This is a genomic window from Lederbergia galactosidilytica (genome assembly GCF_017873565.1).
In the GTDB taxonomy this organism is placed as follows: domain Bacteria; phylum Bacillota; class Bacilli; order Bacillales; family Bacillaceae_C; genus Lederbergia; species Lederbergia galactosidilytica.
The window spans coordinates 157,846-174,176 of sequence record NZ_JAGGKH010000008.1; the positions used below are offsets into that span (position 1 = coordinate 157,846).

12 protein-coding genes are annotated in these 16,331 nt (G+C 38.4%); 1 reads left to right on the plus strand and 11 read right to left on the minus strand.

All coding sequences use genetic code 11. From position 1 onward, the window contains the following. Window positions 1–509 precede the first annotated feature (509 nt). On the plus strand, window positions 510–1,880 hold the full coding sequence (locus J2Z23_RS10420) for a vWA domain-containing protein (protein WP_209973901.1): 1,371 nt from the start codon (window positions 510–512) through the stop codon (window positions 1,878–1,880). Between the two features lie 227 nt (window positions 1,881–2,107). On the opposite strand, the gene J2Z23_RS10425 is transcribed toward J2Z23_RS10420, so the two are convergent. The 11 genes from J2Z23_RS10425 to dnaB all read right to left on the minus strand — a co-directional run bounded on the left by J2Z23_RS10425 (window position 2,108) and on the right by dnaB (window position 15,872). Then, a complete protein-coding gene (locus J2Z23_RS10425) occupies window positions 2,108–2,269 on the minus strand; it encodes a CxxH/CxxC protein (protein ID WP_064467544.1) in 162 nt (53 codons plus the stop codon). 210 nt (window positions 2,270–2,479) lie between these two features. After that, window positions 2,480–3,685, minus strand: a complete 1,206-nt coding sequence (locus J2Z23_RS10430; protein WP_209973925.1) for a S1C family serine protease — start codon at window positions 3,683–3,685, stop codon at window positions 2,480–2,482. A gap of 104 nt (window positions 3,686–3,789) precedes the next feature. Then, on the minus strand, window positions 3,790–3,933 hold the full coding sequence (locus J2Z23_RS10435; protein ID WP_209973903.1) for a hypothetical protein: 144 nt from the start codon (window positions 3,931–3,933) through the stop codon (window positions 3,790–3,792). Window positions 3,934–4,298: 365 nt separating this feature from the next. Beyond that, window positions 4,299–5,093 (minus strand): MBL fold metallo-hydrolase, encoded by a 795-nt coding sequence (locus tag J2Z23_RS10440; RefSeq protein WP_057989638.1) that lies wholly within the window; start codon window positions 5,091–5,093, stop codon window positions 4,299–4,301. 5 nt (window positions 5,094–5,098) lie between these two features. Next, window positions 5,099–5,893, minus strand: coding sequence for a two-component system regulatory protein YycI (locus tag J2Z23_RS10445; protein WP_057989639.1), 795 nt, complete (start codon window positions 5,891–5,893; stop codon window positions 5,099–5,101). Next, entirely contained in the window at window positions 5,874–7,193 is a 1,320-nt protein-coding gene (locus J2Z23_RS10450) for a YycH family regulatory protein (protein ID WP_057989640.1), read from the minus strand. The genes J2Z23_RS10445 and J2Z23_RS10450 overlap by 20 nt, the downstream gene beginning before the upstream one ends. Then, window positions 7,190–9,016 (minus strand): cell wall metabolism sensor histidine kinase WalK, encoded by a 1,827-nt coding sequence (gene walK / locus J2Z23_RS10455; RefSeq protein WP_209973905.1) that lies wholly within the window; start codon window positions 9,014–9,016, stop codon window positions 7,190–7,192. The genes J2Z23_RS10450 and walK overlap by 4 nt, the downstream gene beginning before the upstream one ends. Window positions 9,017–9,021: 5 nt before the next feature. Next, window positions 9,022–9,729: a response regulator YycF gene (gene yycF / locus J2Z23_RS10460; RefSeq protein ID WP_057989644.1), complete on the minus strand. Its 708-nt coding sequence runs from the start codon at window positions 9,727–9,729 to the stop codon at window positions 9,022–9,024. A 310-nt stretch (window positions 9,730–10,039) separates the two neighbouring features. Continuing rightward, window positions 10,040–11,500 (minus strand): M23 family metallopeptidase, encoded by a 1,461-nt coding sequence (locus J2Z23_RS10465; RefSeq protein ID WP_064467542.1) that lies wholly within the window; start codon window positions 11,498–11,500, stop codon window positions 10,040–10,042. Window positions 11,501–11,973: 473 nt separating this feature from the next. Then, on the minus strand, window positions 11,974–14,250 hold the full coding sequence (gene helD, locus J2Z23_RS10470) for an RNA polymerase recycling motor HelD (RefSeq protein ID WP_064467541.1): 2,277 nt from the start codon (window positions 14,248–14,250) through the stop codon (window positions 11,974–11,976). A gap of 257 nt (window positions 14,251–14,507) precedes the next feature. Further along, a complete protein-coding gene (gene dnaB / locus J2Z23_RS10475; protein ID WP_057989652.1) occupies window positions 14,508–15,872 on the minus strand; it encodes a replicative DNA helicase in 1,365 nt (454 codons plus the stop codon). Window positions 15,873–16,331: the final 459 nt, after the last annotated feature.

A 16,331-nucleotide genomic window follows, 5' to 3' on the forward strand; every position in this document is an offset into this window, starting at 1 on the left:
CAAAAACATGACTTGTTTCCTACTCTCTTTCTAGCTAACATGACCCATCACATTCCAATCATTTAGGTGTTTGGTTGCTTTTTCCCCTCAAACTCAGTCACATAGCTGGATTTCCGTTATACTTATATCAATAAAAATTCAACTACAGTCCGTTACATCAATTCTAACAGCCGGCATACGTAGATTTTCTTTAAATTGAGGCGGCGACTTCTGAGGGGATTAACTCACCGCAAAGTAAAAATATGTTGATCGAAGATTCTTTTATAAGAAATGGCAATATACATTTAAATTTTTTAATATCCAGATAGTTTGTGTGATCACCAACCTAGCAAATGGAAGATGCGAGACTCATGCGGGATAAAATGCTAAGTTACGCGCCTTGCTGGCGCAACGCTTTTGTGACCTACATCCTGTAAGCCTAGGCTCATTAGCCGCTCGCGGAAAGCGAGCATATTTCAATTGCAGCATTCCAAATTTAAATTCCCTATAAACTTGGAAAGGAGTATTATATGCGCAAGTATAAGATTTTTGGCTGTTTCCTATTCATCGCCCTTCTCATCCTTGGCGGTTGCTCCAATGATGAGAATAAAAAGGAAGCCGCTCATAAGGAAAAAGAGCAACAAACAGAAGAAGTAGAAAAGACACAACCTGTGGAAGCTGACGAGGAATTCCGCAAATATTTTACTGATGATCCTGAAGAAATGGTGCAGTTGGAACCGGGTCCCTATAGTGGTGACAAATATGATTTAGAAGCGATCAAAAAAGAAATTGATCAATTTCCATCGGGAGAGACACCTGATGACTATTATTACCGGCTTGTTGCCCTTGTCGCAGAGGATTACCGCTTCTTTTATGAAGCGATGCAAGACGTAGACACCGATTATGAAGATCCATCTGCACAACCAGATGGGGAATTAGGGACAATGCCAGAGGCAGCCAGCAAACAAATCAATGTGCAAGTTTTATTTGATGCCAGTGGCAGTATGCGGGCCGAAATCGGCGGGAAGACGAGAATGGCTTTAGCCAAAGAAGCCGTCAATGACTTTGTCAAAGATCTTCCTGAAGAAGTGAATGTTTCTTTGCGAGTTTACGGGCATAAAGGAACCGGCAGTGATGCCGATAAGGAATTATCATGTAGTAGCTCAGAGGTCGTCTATCCGCTTGGGGCATTTGAACAAAAGAAGTTCTCCAAGGCATTGGATCAATTTGCCCCTGCTGGTTGGACTCCACTTGCAGCCTCCATTGAAGCAGCAATGGATGATCTGAAAGACGAAACTGGTGAAAACGTAGAAAATATTATATATGTTGTCAGTGATGGCGTAGAAACCTGTGATGGCGACCCGGTAAAAGCAGCAGAAAAGCTTAATCAATCTGATATCCAAGCGATCGTCAATATTATTGGCTTTGATGTCGATGATGCCGGACAAAAAGCTTTGAAAAAAGTCGCAAAAGCGGGAAAAGGCGAATATGCCACAGTTCGCTCACAGCAAGATTTTCAAAGGTTTTTCGAGCAAGAAAGACAAGCTTTACGAGCGGAATGGCAGAAGTGGTCCAATAAAAACACGAGTCATTATTCCAAATTGCAAAATGAAAGAGTCAATGAATTATTTGATATCGAAAACAAAGCAAGAGACTTAACGAAGTTAGAAGAGGAACATTTAGAAGAGTTGGTAGCATATTGGAATGAAACATTAAGTGAAGAGGAATCCAATCAAAAGATTTTGACGATTCAAGCTGGTAGGAGAGGAAGAGCCCTTAGAAGTTATGCTTTTAAAACTGCGGTTGCTTATCGCGATCAGCTAAGATCTAAAGGATTGGAGATAAGAGATCAAGTTCGTGATAAAGCACAGGAAGAAAGAGATCGTTTGAAGGAAGAGTAGCTTCTCTAAAAGCAAACCGCTAAAAGGACTGGCAACTTTCAGTCTTTTTAGTGGTCTTCTCCTTTTCAAAATTGCCTCTTATTTGTTTCCAAATTACCTCTATCCACAATCTGAATAAAGTTATCCACAGGATAATATTTCTTCTATTACACACAGGTTACAAACATCTTATCCACATTTGTTATCCACATATTCACAGATACTATCCACATTTTGCGATTAGAATATTAGTTCCCCACAAGATATGCTGCCGCGTTTCGACAATATTCACAGCTTGTTGATAAATCTCCTTCTGGTTGGAGCTTCTCCATAATCGGTGCTGTTTCACATTCATCTACAATGACATCTAAGGCTAATTCTATATGTTCCTCGCAACAATAAACCTTCATACATGCCCATCCTCCTTGACTTTATCATACATTCATTTGCCTCTATTTTAGATGGAAATTCTCTATTCCATCCGCTCTATTTTTAATTTATATGCGCTTTTCGACAAATTCTTATGACAAGGTTATCCACAAGTGATTATAGCACAATCTTTTTGCCATGAAAAAATGGGAAAACAATTTTTTGCCTTCCCATTTTTCACTTATCCACATTTACATTCTTGATTCATCAGTTAATTTAAGCGTTGCTTCGTGAATTTTACCGCCTCTGTAATATTTCACCTGCATAGAGTCGCCGACGCTTTTCTCATTATAAAGATGTTTTCGTAATTGAAGAATATCGTCTACTTTTTCGCCATCAAGTTCAATAATAACATCCAATTCTTTTAGTCCGGCATTTTGGGCTGGAGATTTTGGTACAACTGAATCAATCATTACACCTTCTTGAACATCTTTCGGTAATTTCAATGTTTGTTGTTGATGATAAGCTGCAACTTCATTGACATTGCGTAAGGTAACTCCCATTGAAGGCCGTTTGACCTCGCCAAACTTCTCTAGATCCTCTATTACTGGAATTACATAGTTAATCGGTATAGAAAAACCAATTCCCTCTACAGCACTTTCTGCAATCTTCATCGAGTTAATGCCAATCACTTGGCCTCCAATATTAACAAGCGCTCCTCCACTATTTCCTGGGTTAATTGCAGCATCCGTTTGAATTACCTCTGCTTGCCAATCAGGAATTCCGTCTTTATTAATATCAACTGGAACTGTTCGATTGACTCCTGAAATAATCCCTTGCGTAACAGAACCAGAAAATTGTAATCCGAGTGGATTTCCAATCGCAATGACTGGCTCACCAATTTTTAAAGCATCTGAATCACCAAATTCAGAGATTGTCTCGTCTTTAATATCTTTTGCATCCACTTCTACAACAGCAAGGTCTGTCCAGACATCACTTCCCCGTAATTCTGCGGGGAGCTTTGTCCCATCTGGCAAAGTAACCTCTAATTGTGTGGCACCTTCGACAACATGGTGGTTCGTGACGATATAGACAGTGTCTCCCGCTTTCTTATACATAACACCAGAGCCCACTCCTGCTTCTTGACTCTCCGTTGTATTCCAAAAGCTAGCGGTTTGGATATTTGTAATCCCAACAACTGCATTCGCTGTTTTATCGACTGCAGCGGTAACATCTGTTGTCACATCAAGTGAGACATTTTTAGATGGAACATTGTTTTGATTTTTTTGCGTTGTTTCCACTTTTGTTTGATCATTGGAAGTAAGATTCGTGACATTAGGATAAACCAACACAACGATAAGTGCACCAATGATTCCGCCAATCAAGCCCAATAGAAAGCTCGATCCTTTTCCCCTTTTTCGGCTGCGGTTTGGGCTATGATCGTCATAATACCCCACACACACCATTCCCTTCTATAAACTCTTCTGTTTAGTTTGGCTTTTCTTGCTTATATTATAATCTAAATGTGCAACTTTCAAAAAGGAATCGCATTCTTTTCTGTCTACCTTATTCCCATCTTTCTCGTATGACAAACAAAGAACCTCCAATCTAAAGTACTTTCAGGACAGAAGGTTCTATTTTGCTCAGGTGAAAAGTCGCTTGATAACGCTTCTTGGACATCATCATCGATATCAACTTGTTCCACGAATTAATCAGCAATATTATGAAAGCCATGAATCCCATAAAATCCGCTTTATAAAGTTCATTTATAATGGCGATATAGAGAATATCTAAGATCCTCTAAGTTTAAGTGAAATGGCCCGGTAGAATGAACTTTCGCCATCATGCTGCTTTTGTGCGGCATTAATCTCGATTTATTCGTCGTGTCGCTTTTTTACCACGATGCGCCTTTCCGCGTCATTACCTGTTTTTATCATTGTCCCTGTTTATTTGCCATCAGAGTGTCATGCCCCATTTACACAGTGCCTCATCATCAGAATGGCTCCCCGGCCTTTCTCTCCACTAAAAAACACCCTACAATACAATCAAATTTGCAGGGTATTTTATCTTTTAGACCGCCGTTAATTTTGTCGCGTTGCTTGGGTCTGTATCAAATAATTTAAACTGGCTGCCAACCGGCATGCCTTTTTCTTCTAATGTTTGTTGGACACTCATTCGGGCTAAATCTTTCATATTATTATCTAAGCTTAAATGTGCTAGGTAAATGCCCTTTGTGCGATCGCCGATACAGTCACACATCGCAAGTGCTGCATCTTCATTCGATACATGGCCGACATCGCTTAAAATTCGCCGTTTAATATTCCATGGGTATCTTCCCATTCTTAGCATCTGAACATCATGATTACTTTCAAATACATACATATCCGCGTTGGCAATCGTGCCTTTCATACGATCACTTACATAACCTGTATCGGTAATCAATACTAGCTTTTTATCCCCTAAATGGAAGCTGTAAAACATAGGCTCTACTGCGTCATGAGAGACACCGAAGGATTCAATTTGCAACGAACCAAAGCTTTTAACTGTTTCCATTTCAAAAACAAACTTTTGGTCTGTCGCGATTGTTCCTAACTGATGCTCCATGGCTTTCCATGTCTTTTCATTCGCATAAATGGGTAATTTATATTTGCGAGCCATGATGCCGACTCCCTTTATATGATCGGAATGCTCATGTGTCACGAGAATGGCATCTAAATTGGCGGGGTCTCGTCCGATTTGGGCAAATAATTTATCCATTTGTTTTCCGCTTAATCCTGCATCTACAAGAATGGAATGATCTTCTGTTTCTATATAAGTGGCATTTCCGGTACTCCCACTTGCGAGTACACTAAACTGCATTGACATTCCCTTCACTCCAATATCGTTTTCTCCTTGTCCGGTTTCCCTTGTATCACAGTTCCTTCATAAGCATTCACAAGCATGTCCATCTGTTCACCATCTTTTTCTACTAGCACATGCCAAGTCGGTGTTAATACTTGCGTTGCTTCCATATTGACAAGTGTATAATAGCCGAGATCCACTTCCACCTTACTATTAGATAAAGCTCCCCGATGATAAAGAGCTTCTATGGCCCGGATTGGTGCAAGCACTTCTTCTTTATCACTGATCGTTTCAATATTATCTAACATCGTCTGATCATAAGAAGTAATTTCTCCATCTATATTTAAGTGGAAAGTTAATTGTGCACTCTGATTCATAAAGATAAATTTGTCTTCTACTTGCTGATAATACGTAATGACATAATCATCTTCATCATAACTCCAAAAGGCATATTGCTCGCCATTTAAAACATTCTCTTTTACAAATTTATCGAGATCGGAAAATTCCTCAAAGTCTTCTACTAAAAGCGGCTTTTTCAACTGACTATGAATCATTGTCCCATCATCCAGTTGAATATGTTGATCCTTCAAATCTTTAAACATTTCTTTTTTAAATACCATCGTATTGGCACTTAAATAATGATCCTCTACAATTTCCTTCGGCAGCTCTCCATACTCAATGCCATCAGCTTTTAATTTTTCCTCTAAAGTAGTATCTGATGTCACTTCATATTGCTCTCTTTTGACCTGTAATTGGGTGAGTAGGAAAATATCCAAAATCAGAAAGGCAATGATAAAAATGGCTTTAATCTTTCCCCAATCCATCTGGACCCCTCCCCATTTCTTCTATATCAAAAGGTAGCCAAGAACCACCATATAAATAATACCAAGTCGGTTCCAATTCCACTACATTCTGCGTCGTTGTATCTGTTGAAAGTCGATAGCCTAACACCAAATCCTGCAAAAGCTTCGGATTTTTTTCTGAAATCAAATAATCAAGAACAGTTTCCCCACTAGGAAGTTCTACTTTCGTTTGGGGAGGTATCGGGACTGTTAATATAAAGTAAGGGCGTTTGTATTCAGATATTTGCTCGGCTCCCCAGTTTTGTGTAACTTCAGTCATTCCGTTCTCATTAAATACAGGAAAATTGTCCACATATAGGCGGAAAATTAACTTCTTTTCATATACAGACATTTCTGCATAACGGTAATCATCCGTCCAACCACCATGTTCATTCACAAAATCAATGCCTTGTTTCAAAATTTCTGCTTTACTTTGTTCTACATGAATACCTGAATCTTGGCCTGGATTGACATACTTTAACACATCTGTTAAGTAATCCACATTCATCATGCTTGTATCGTCTGTAAATTGCACCCCATTTGTAAAAGGATCACGTTGCACTTTACTTGGATCTCGGAAGAGTGCATTTTTAAATTCATTTAGATCAATCATTTCCGGATAATACTTATATTTAGGCATTTCAACTTTATCTTTCGGAACATAGAGAAGTCGCTCATCCGGCATTACTAACTCCTGATATTCCTTAAATGTTCCTAAATTCTGCTCCATTGCACCAAATAGCCGCTCTAAGCGATCAGGATTAATATGACTTTCATAGACACGATTATCCTCGTTGGAAATGAAATAGACAGATGCCCCATCCTTTGATACGTCAGGTGAGAGGATGACAACATGGTCAAAGGCAGCATTAGGTGTTGGATCTTCTACTTGAATAATTCCTTTGTACACTTCAAAAGGTACCTTACTTGGATAATCAATGACAATCCGATCATCACCATTTTGCAATTTTTGAATTTGCTTAGGCTCACGGACCGTCCCATTACCGATATCATAAAAATTCCATGAGCTAATTTCTTTTATCGTTGAGCGAATAATTTCTTTACTTTGAGAACCGTAATGCATATTGTCCCTATGGTAAAGAATCCGATTCGGCTTAATCAACTCTGCAGTTTCCTTGGGATCTGCAATCATGATGTTATGCACATTACTTGGATCCAAAAATTCATATTTAGGTTGATACGTCCATAAACTCCATGTCAGTATAATACTTAAACCGACTAATAGAAACAGCACTATAGATTTTAACGTTTCATATTTCACAACCAATCATCCTCTTGTACAGGGTCATATGGCAATGTAAAGATAATGGTCGTTCCTTTCCCTTCTTGGCTTTTCGCCCATATATCCCCGCCATGAACACCGATAATCTCCTTGGCAATGGCAAGACCAAGCCCTGTACCACCGAGCTGCCTTGTCCGAGCACGATCAACCCGATAAAATCGTTCAAACACTTTCGTTAAATTATCCTTCGGAATTCCAATTCCTTGGTCACTAATACTTACTTCAATATGATCATCAAGTAATTTGACCCGGAAGGTAATCGTTCCTCCCTCAGGGGAATATTTCAAAGCATTTGAAATGATATTATCAATCACTTGTGTCAGTTTATCTTCGTCTATCTCAACAAAAACTGCCTCTTTTGGCAGCAGACGCTTAAAATGAACATGTCTTTCCTTAGACATTTCAAAACGGTCAATGATTTGGTTTAGAAAAGAGGTAAAGTTTATCCAATCAGGATTGATCGTGAAATTACGACTATCCATTTTTGAAAGATCGAGGAGATCATTTACCAATCGAATCATCCGCTCAGTCTCATTACGTGTTACCCCTAAAAAGCGCGGTCCCAATTCATCATCTTTTATTGCTCCATCTGATAAGGCTTCTAAATAACTCCTCATCGTTGTTAAAGGTGTCCGTAGTTCGTGGGAAACATTGGATACAAACTCTCTACGTTCACGGTCTAATTTTTCTTGCTCTGTTACATCATGTAAAACAACAATTAGTCCATTCACAAATCCTGTCTCTCTTTGGATTACAGACATATTCGCTCGTAAAATAAAATGACTTTCCCTTGTACTATAATCGAGAACAATCGATTCTTGTTCAGCGAGTAAATCATCAAAGTTATAGTCTTCTTTTAACTCTAATAGTTCAACGATCGGTTGAGAAAGCACTGTTTCACGTGAAACATTCAACATTTCTGCCGCCCGCTCATTGATGATAATCACTCTGCCTTTCCGGTCTGTCGCAATAACTCCGTCTGTCATAAAAGAAAGAACGGATGATAATTTTCTTCGCTCTCCTTCAGTAGTTGCTTGGGCTTCCTGCAATCCCTTCGTTAAATGGTTAAATGATTTGGCCAATTGACCAATCTCATCATCCCCATATACACGTACCTTGCGGGAAAAGTTCCCCTTTGCCATGGCAGTAGCTTGCTTTTTCATATCAGCAATCGGCTTTGTAATCATGCGTGCCAATACAATACCAAGTAATGCGGTTATCAACATCGCAATCACAGTACCAGTAATGAAAATGCTATTAATTTCACTTAATTGTTCAAAGACCGTTTCAATTTTGGCGACTAAGAGGATGGCCCCAACTACTTCTCCATTCGCGGTAATCGGAGATGTTACAACCCAAATTCGCCCTTCTGATTTCTTATCAAACTGGATTTTATCCAAATCTTCCCCAAAGGAAATAGTCCTTTTGACCATCATGTTTTGGATCTTTTGTCCAACGACCCCTTGATTATCAGACTCAGATGTACCAATAATAACATTACGGTTATTAATAACTTGAACTTCTGAGATATCGTTGGCGGTAAAGTCGTAGAGGATGTTCCTAATCTCTTCTTCAAGTGGTGGAACATCTTCCCCTGTACGATCTTTATTCATCTCTTCTTTAAGATTGTATTCTAGTAAAGGGATACGCCCTTTAATCCCACTTTGAAAGTTTTCAACTAATTGATCTTCTAATTTCCCAACAAAATACACACCGATAATTTGCATAGCAATTAGAATTAAGAGGACATAGATCAGGACAAATTTAATGTGAATCGAACGAAAAAAGCTGACCTTTCGCATGAAGCCTACTCCTGATCAGGAGTTCGCAAATAATAACCGACTCCTCTTCTTGTAACGATCCACATTGGATGACTTGGATTATCCTCTACCTTTTCACGCAGTCTTCTAACTGTTACATCCACTGTTCGGACATCTCCAAAGTAATCATAGCCCCAAACAGTTTGCAATAGATGTTCCCTTGTCATCACTTGACCGATATGTTTTGCCAAATAATGGATTAACTCGAATTCACGATGGGTTAATTCAATCGTTTCTCCATTCTTCGTGACCACATATGCATCTGGATGAATAGTTAAGGCTCCTACCGTTATTTCATTATTTCCTTCTTCCTCTGCATTTTGAGCAATCTGTGTATGACGACGTAAGTTAGCCTTCACCCGAGCAATTAACTCTCTTGTACTGAAGGGTTTTGTTACATAATCATCTGCCCCTAATTCAAGGCCTAACACCTTATCAATTTCCGAGTCTTTCGCAGTCAACATAATAATCGGCATATCATATTTCTTGCGTACTTCTCGACAAACTTCCATTCCATCACGATTCGGAAGCATAATATCTAAAAGAATCATATCTGGTTTCATTTCTTCTACAAGCTGCAATGCCTCATCACCATCATAAGCACATTGAACAGTAAATCCTTCTTTCTTCAGATTAAACTGTAAAATATCTGCAATGGGCCTCTCATCATCTACAACTAATATCTTCTTATCCATAGCTTCTAATCTCCCTTTCGTCATCTAATAATTAAATACAGACCCAGAGAAAATCAGCCAATCCTGGGGTGAAATTTATTAACATCGCGAAAATGTCCTCTCTCATTATCTGTTTACGGACATTGTATAGGTTAAAATGAATACGACATTCACTATATTCTATAAAATGATTCATATTTGTTTAAAATTCTAGATATCTCATTTATTTTACCATATGAAAAGAGACAGGTCCAAAGGAGTTCGTCACTCTTTAGAATCTGTCCCTTTATAATCTGGTGGTAATTTATCCCTATTTGGAGCTATTTTCACTTTACAAATAGCTTAATGGATTTTGCAGGCTACCATCTTTATAAACTTCGAAATGAAGATGAACACCGGTTGCAAATCCAGTGGACCCCATAATACCTAATTGGGAACCTTTTTCTACCTTTTGCCCAGCCGATACACTAATGGAGTCCATATGTGCATAAACCGTTCGAAAACCATTTTGATGGTCGATTACCACTTTATTTCCGTACCCACCATCATCCCAGCCTGCTGATACAACTACTCCGTTATCCGCAGCTTTAATCGTACGATCACTTGGACGGGCAATATCAATTCCTTTATGGAGAGAACCCCAACGTTGGCCCATTTTACTGGAAATATATCCTCCATTTGTTGGCCAAGCAAAACTACCTGAGCCACGAGCTGGAATCGCCTTCGTACCTTTTTCAATAATTTCTTTTACTGGTTCTTTGATTGATGTTTCCTTTTTCGTTTCTTTCTTCTTTTCGCTTCCATTTTCCTCTACGATATTATATAAAAATCCACTTGTTCCATCTTGGCCTTCTTGCTTTATTTCAGTTTCACCTTTCGGCATCTCATCATTTTCAATGACTTCCTTCTCAAATGGAACTGTTTCTTCTTGATATAACTCTTTTTCTACTAAAACATGAAGCAATGGTTTTGTCTCAAGGGTTTGAAGTGTTTGCCCAATTTGTAAAACTGTATCTTCTGTAATGCCTTCATTTAGCTCCATTAATTCTTCCGTAGATAGGTCATACTTTTCTGCAATAGATTCCAGTACTTCCCCTTCTAGGATTTCATGTTGCTTTTCTTCTAATGAACCCTTTTGTAAAAGTTCTACAGCATCCTTTTCTACCAATATATCTTTTGGATCAACCGTTACTTCTTGCAAGTTGGTTTCTTCTTTGATTTTAATATTTATGATCCTTGATTCATCCGGTTTTAGATCAGCAGCTTCCTCTTTGTTTTCTTGGAGCTTCTGATATGCTTTCCACTCATCTTCTGTAACATATTCTTGTTGTATACGCTCAAGCACCTTGTTCGCTTCTTCTTCATTCTTCACATAAACAACTGCCTCATCATCGATGAGAATGGCGGTTGAAATAGCTTGAAACTTTGCTTTCGCAGCAATTTTTTCGCGAATACTGTCATCCTCTGAGACTGAACGGAATACGTCCTCTTCTATATATGTAATATCATTCACTAATTCTAGTTGATATTCTTGATATTGCTGTTTTTCTTTTTCAATTAATTTATCGATTTCCGATTCTACAACTACTTTGCTTGATACATTACCAAGATACTCCTCATCCATATACACGTGATAAACCGTATCTAAACTCGTTTCAGCCTGTGCGGGTAGCGATACATTCATAAACAGCGCAAACACTGTCATCATTGCTACAAGATATATTCCGCCATTGACTCGTTTTCTCTCATAAAAATTCATTTTCCCTTTTTCCTCCCAAGATCGTTTCCCCATTCTCTCTCTATTTATGGAGGTACTTTTCTAGATCAAGCATGCCTGTATAGGTCAATAGTTATATCTTTTTCTTTTCGGGTTTACTTTACCATATAAATATTGGGAATAAAGGGAATATAAGACAATGTAATATAAATGTATAAATGATGACATTTCTTGTAATACGCGAAACCCAAAACCTCATGCAAGGCCTGTTATACCGCTATTTTCAGCTCATTCCCTTTATCGCACAAGTTTTAGACGTTTTATTACAAAAAGTATCATCTATATTACATTTTATTTACAAACAATTCTGTAAGAGAGGTTGGATGGTAAAAATTGGCATAAAAAAAGCATTGCGAGAGGCTACGTCATCGCAATACTCCTTGAGGAAAAATGTAATGAATGTTTTTTATATTATCATGAATATTCTAGCTTGGCAACAGCTTTCGACAAAATTACAGCAAACCTAATGTTATTACAGTTCCCTTAGACTACTCTTTACTAATAAAGGGAGAACAAATACCTAAGGAATAAAGATGCAATTCATGCATAGCTCTTGTGCAAGCTGTATAGAATAAGTTTCTTTCCATTTCTCTTCCATATTGTTGTTCGGAAGCATTATAGACAATAACTGCATCAAATTCGATTCCTTTTGCAAGATAGGCTGGTAAAATTATCGTTCCCTTTTCATAGGCATTTGTTTCTTTTTTCATTAATCGTACATCTATTTGCTTGTTTAGCTGCTCATAAGCCTGCTGACTTTCCACAGCGGTCTTACAAATAATCGCGATCGTCTCATGCCCTTTCTTTTGCAAGGTTTCAACACGATCCATAATCCCTTTATGCAAAGCTTCAAAATTGTCTACCTCTGTAACTGTCGGTTCTTCGCCATTGCGATTGAATGGTTCGATAAGTTCGCCACCTGCAATCATTTTTCGAGTGAATTCTACAATTTGCTTAGTGGAACGATAACTCTTCGTAAGGACGATTTTCTCCTCCCCTTCAAGTTCTGCATTCAATAATGTAGGCGCATGTATAGAATGGGCATAGATGGCTTGATTCATATCACCTAAGATCGTCATTTTACTATTGGGAAATTGTTGTCGTAAAAATTCAAATTGAAATGGTGAATAATCTTGCGCCTCATCGATAAATAAATGACGAATCAATGTGTTTGCTTTTCTTCCCTCTAATTGATCCTGTAAATATAGATAGGGTGTAGCATCTTCATAAGGGATGACCCGATTATCTATTTGTTTAATCGTATACTCGTAAATCTCCGGCCAATCTTTAGGACCAGCTACATGTTCTGATAGAAGAAAGATGCGATAAAGTGCTTCAATATTTAATAACTGCAATCCTTTCAACTGCCGACGAATTGATTTTAAATGCTTACTAACAATCCGCTTTTTTAAGAAGCGTTCTTCCTGTTCCATATCATCAAAGTCTTCTTCTTGCTTTTGTGTTTGGTGAAAGGCCTCTAAATAATCTTCTTTATCTAAAAGCTCTGCTTCTTCTAAAACCCAATCCTTTTCTCGTTCTATTTTTGCAAAAGTTGAAAGGTCCTTTAATAGCTTCTCTGACGTTAGTTTTAAACGATTGGGAATCGAAATATCTGTGTCAAAGGAATAAAATAAATCATGGATTTCTTCACTGGAATAGAGCAGTTCCCCACGAAAATAAAAGGATTTAAATTTCAGTCCCTTAGTAGAGAGTTTCGCTACATAGTCATCGATCCACTCTTTATAAGCAACACTCGTCTTAAAGCGAATACCCTCCAGACGTTGCTTATACTCTGGTTCATCCATCGCTGTTAGTGTATATTCAATTTGCGAATAGGAGTCCTCTACAGAAAAGCCTTTGCCAAATCGTGAAATAAGGTATTGCTGGTATGTCGTTTGCACCATATTGTCTTCACCTAATTCAGGTAACACAGTGGCCACATAGCTATTGAATAGTGGATTAGGTGAAAAAAGCATAATATTTTCTGATGTAAGTGTATGACGATAGCGATATAACAAATAAGCGGCACGTTGCAAAGCTGCGGAGGTTTTCCCACTTCCTGCAACTCCTTGTACAACTAAGTATCGACTTTTTTCATTTCTAATAATGTGGTTTTGTTCCCGTTGGATCGTCGCCACAATACTTTTCATTTGTGTATTTGCTGTTCCCCCTAATACTTCCTGCAATAATTGGTCCCCAATTGTTACACCTGTATCAAACATTCCTTTTAACTTGCTGCCTTTAATAATATATTGTCTCTTTAATTCAATATTGCCTTTAATCTCGCCAGATGGCGTTAGATAAGATGCAGGTCCTGGTGAGTGATCATAATAAAGACTTGAAATAGGTGCTCGCCAATCAAAGATTAGAAAGTCCTCGTCTTCTTGATCCATTAGAGAGGTAATTCCAATGTAAATTTGTTCCGCTCCTTGCTCTCCTTCCTCTTGAAAGTCAATCCTGCCGAAATATGGTGATTGATTCAAGCGTAGAAGTTGCTGCACTTTCTGATAGGACTGACGATGGTTTCTTTCTTGTTCAGCTAACAGTTCAGCCTGCTGCTTAATACTCGTAAAGGTCTCAATCACATCATCGGGATGATCTAAATTGATCGTGACATCTTTCCAAAAATCACGTCTTAGCTCAATTACCCCTTCCTTTAATCCTCCCATATGCTCTTGGAGCTTCTCAAGCTTTGCTTTAATTACCTGCTGAATCATTTCTATCCGAGATTGTTCCCTTTTCCACTCCTCATTCCGCTGCTCCATCAACACCACTCCTTTATAAAAAATATCTACTTGACATTCTACTTGATTTGTAGTAACATATATTATGGATACATATACATTACGACTTTTACAAATTTGGCACATTCTTTAATATAGCATATTTTTCAAAAGATCTCAATCACTATATGGAGATTTCTTTTTTTCGTTCATTTTGAAATATTAAAAGCATCTTTCCCTTTCATTAAGGGGAAGATGCTTTTTCATTACTGCTGAAATATGGTGCTTGCCTTTTCGTTCTAAGCCCCCGACGGAACAGCAGAATCATCAAAACGCCGTTCCAAATTAACAAATTTATTATATTCCTTGACGAAAGCCAATTGGACAGTTCCAACGGGACCATTACGTTGCTTCGCAATGATGATTTCAATGATATTCTTGTTTTCCGATTCATGATCATAATAATCATCCCGATATAAGAATGCCACAATATCAGCATCCTGCTCAATACTCCCTGATTCCCTAATATCGGACATCATTGGGCGCTTATCCTGGCGTTGCTCTACTCCCCGTGATAGCTGTGATAAGGCTATAACAGGAACTTCTAATTCACGGGCTAGACCCTTTAGTGAACGAGAGATTTCGGAAACTTCTTGTTGCCGGTTTTCCTTCGAACTCCCACTCCCTTGAATTAATTGTAGATAGTCAATTAAAATCATTCCAAGTCCGTGCTCTTGTTTTAAACGGCGACATTTTGAGCGAATCTCACCAATTTTAATTCCTGGTGTATCATCAATATAAATTCCTGAGTTAGATAAGCTCCCCATCGCCATGGTGAGCTTGCCCCAATCTTCATTTGTAAGCGAACCTGTCCGTAAATTTTGTGCATCAATATTTCCTTCCGCACAAAGCATCCTCATGACAAGTTGTTCTGCTCCCATCTCCAGACTAAAGATCGCGACATTTTCTTCAGTTTTTGTCCCCACATTTTGGGCGATATTCAAGGCAAAGGCAGTTTTCCCAACAGATGGACGAGCTGCTACAATAATTAAATCATTGCGTTGGAAACCAGCAGTCATTCGGTCTAACTCCGCAAATCCAGTAGGAATACCAGTTGTATCTCCTTTTCGATTATGAAGGAGTTCAATATTATCATAGGCTTGAACAAGGACATCTTTTATATCTTGGAAGTCACCGGCATTTTTCCGTTGGGCCACTTCCATAATTTGCTTTTCCGCTTCATCTAAAAGAGCCTCAATTTCATCTTCACGAGAATAGCCATCTTTTGCAATATTAGTTGCCGTTCTAATGAGTCGACGTAGTAATGACTTTTCCTCGACAATTCGCGCATAATAGCCAATATTGGCAGCAGTTGGCACCGAAACAGCTAATTCACTTAAATAAGAAATTCCGCCAACATCTTCAAGTGTTTTAGAAGCAGCTAACTCCTCTGAAACAGTGACCAAATCCACGGCCTTTCCCATTTCAGTTAGTTTCATCATACATTCAAAAATCTTCTGATGACCGCTTCGATAAAAATCTTCCGGCAACAGAAGTTCAGTTGCAAGCATCATGGAAGAAGGCTCTAGAAAAATAGCTCCCAGAACAGCTTGTTCAGCTTCAATATTTTGCGGTGGTGTCCGATCTAAAAACAACTCACTCACGATGATTCCTCTCCCCTTGCTTATAGTGCGTATTCAAAAAAAGGATAAAATAGGACAAAGACCATTAACCTCATTGAAGTTAAATCACTGCTAGTATGATCACGACAAAGCCCGGACTTACGCATTTGTCTGAAGACCAACAGGGTGGTAGTCAGATTAGCATGGCGCTAGGACGACGCGGACTTAGCTATTTATCCATTTAATCCTTACTTTTTGAATAACCTCAAATACCTCATTTTACAGTCTATCTACCATTATACTATTTTTCGACAAAAGATTCTTGTTCCCTACCAATATTCTTTTTGGGAAATCTTCTTCCATTATGTTATTTTTGCCAAATTCATTACATATTCTCTAACCTATACAAAACAGGCTTTCTTAATGGACTATCGTTTTGGAGTTTCGGATGATTCAAGTCTTTTACTTTCGTCATTCCTATTCTCTTCATTCTGCAAATTA

Bases quoted from the DNA above. Each gene is read 5' to 3' on its own strand.
- J2Z23_RS10420 (WP_209973901.1), top strand. From the start codon at position 510: ATGCGCAAGTATAAGATTTTTGGCTGTTTCCTATTCATCGCCCTTCTC.
- J2Z23_RS10425 (WP_064467544.1), bottom strand. From the start codon at position 2,269: ATGAAGGTTTATTGTTGCGAGGAACATATAGAATTAGCCTTAGATGTC.
- J2Z23_RS10440 (WP_057989638.1), bottom strand. From the start codon at position 5,093: ATGTCAATGCAGTTTAGTGTACTCGCAAGTGGGAGTACCGGAAATGCC.
- J2Z23_RS10445 (WP_057989639.1), bottom strand. From the start codon at position 5,893: ATGGATTGGGGAAAGATTAAAGCCATTTTTATCATTGCCTTTCTGATT.
- walK (WP_209973905.1), bottom strand. From the start codon at position 9,016: ATGCGAAAGGTCAGCTTTTTTCGTTCGATTCACATTAAATTTGTCCTG.
- yycF (WP_057989644.1), bottom strand. From the start codon at position 9,729: ATGGATAAGAAGATATTAGTTGTAGATGATGAGAGGCCCATTGCAGAT.
- J2Z23_RS10465 (WP_064467542.1), bottom strand. From the start codon at position 11,500: ATGGGGAAACGATCTTGGGAGGAAAAAGGGAAAATGAATTTTTATGAG.
- helD (WP_064467541.1), bottom strand. From the start codon at position 14,250: ATGGAGCAGCGGAATGAGGAGTGGAAAAGGGAACAATCTCGGATAGAA.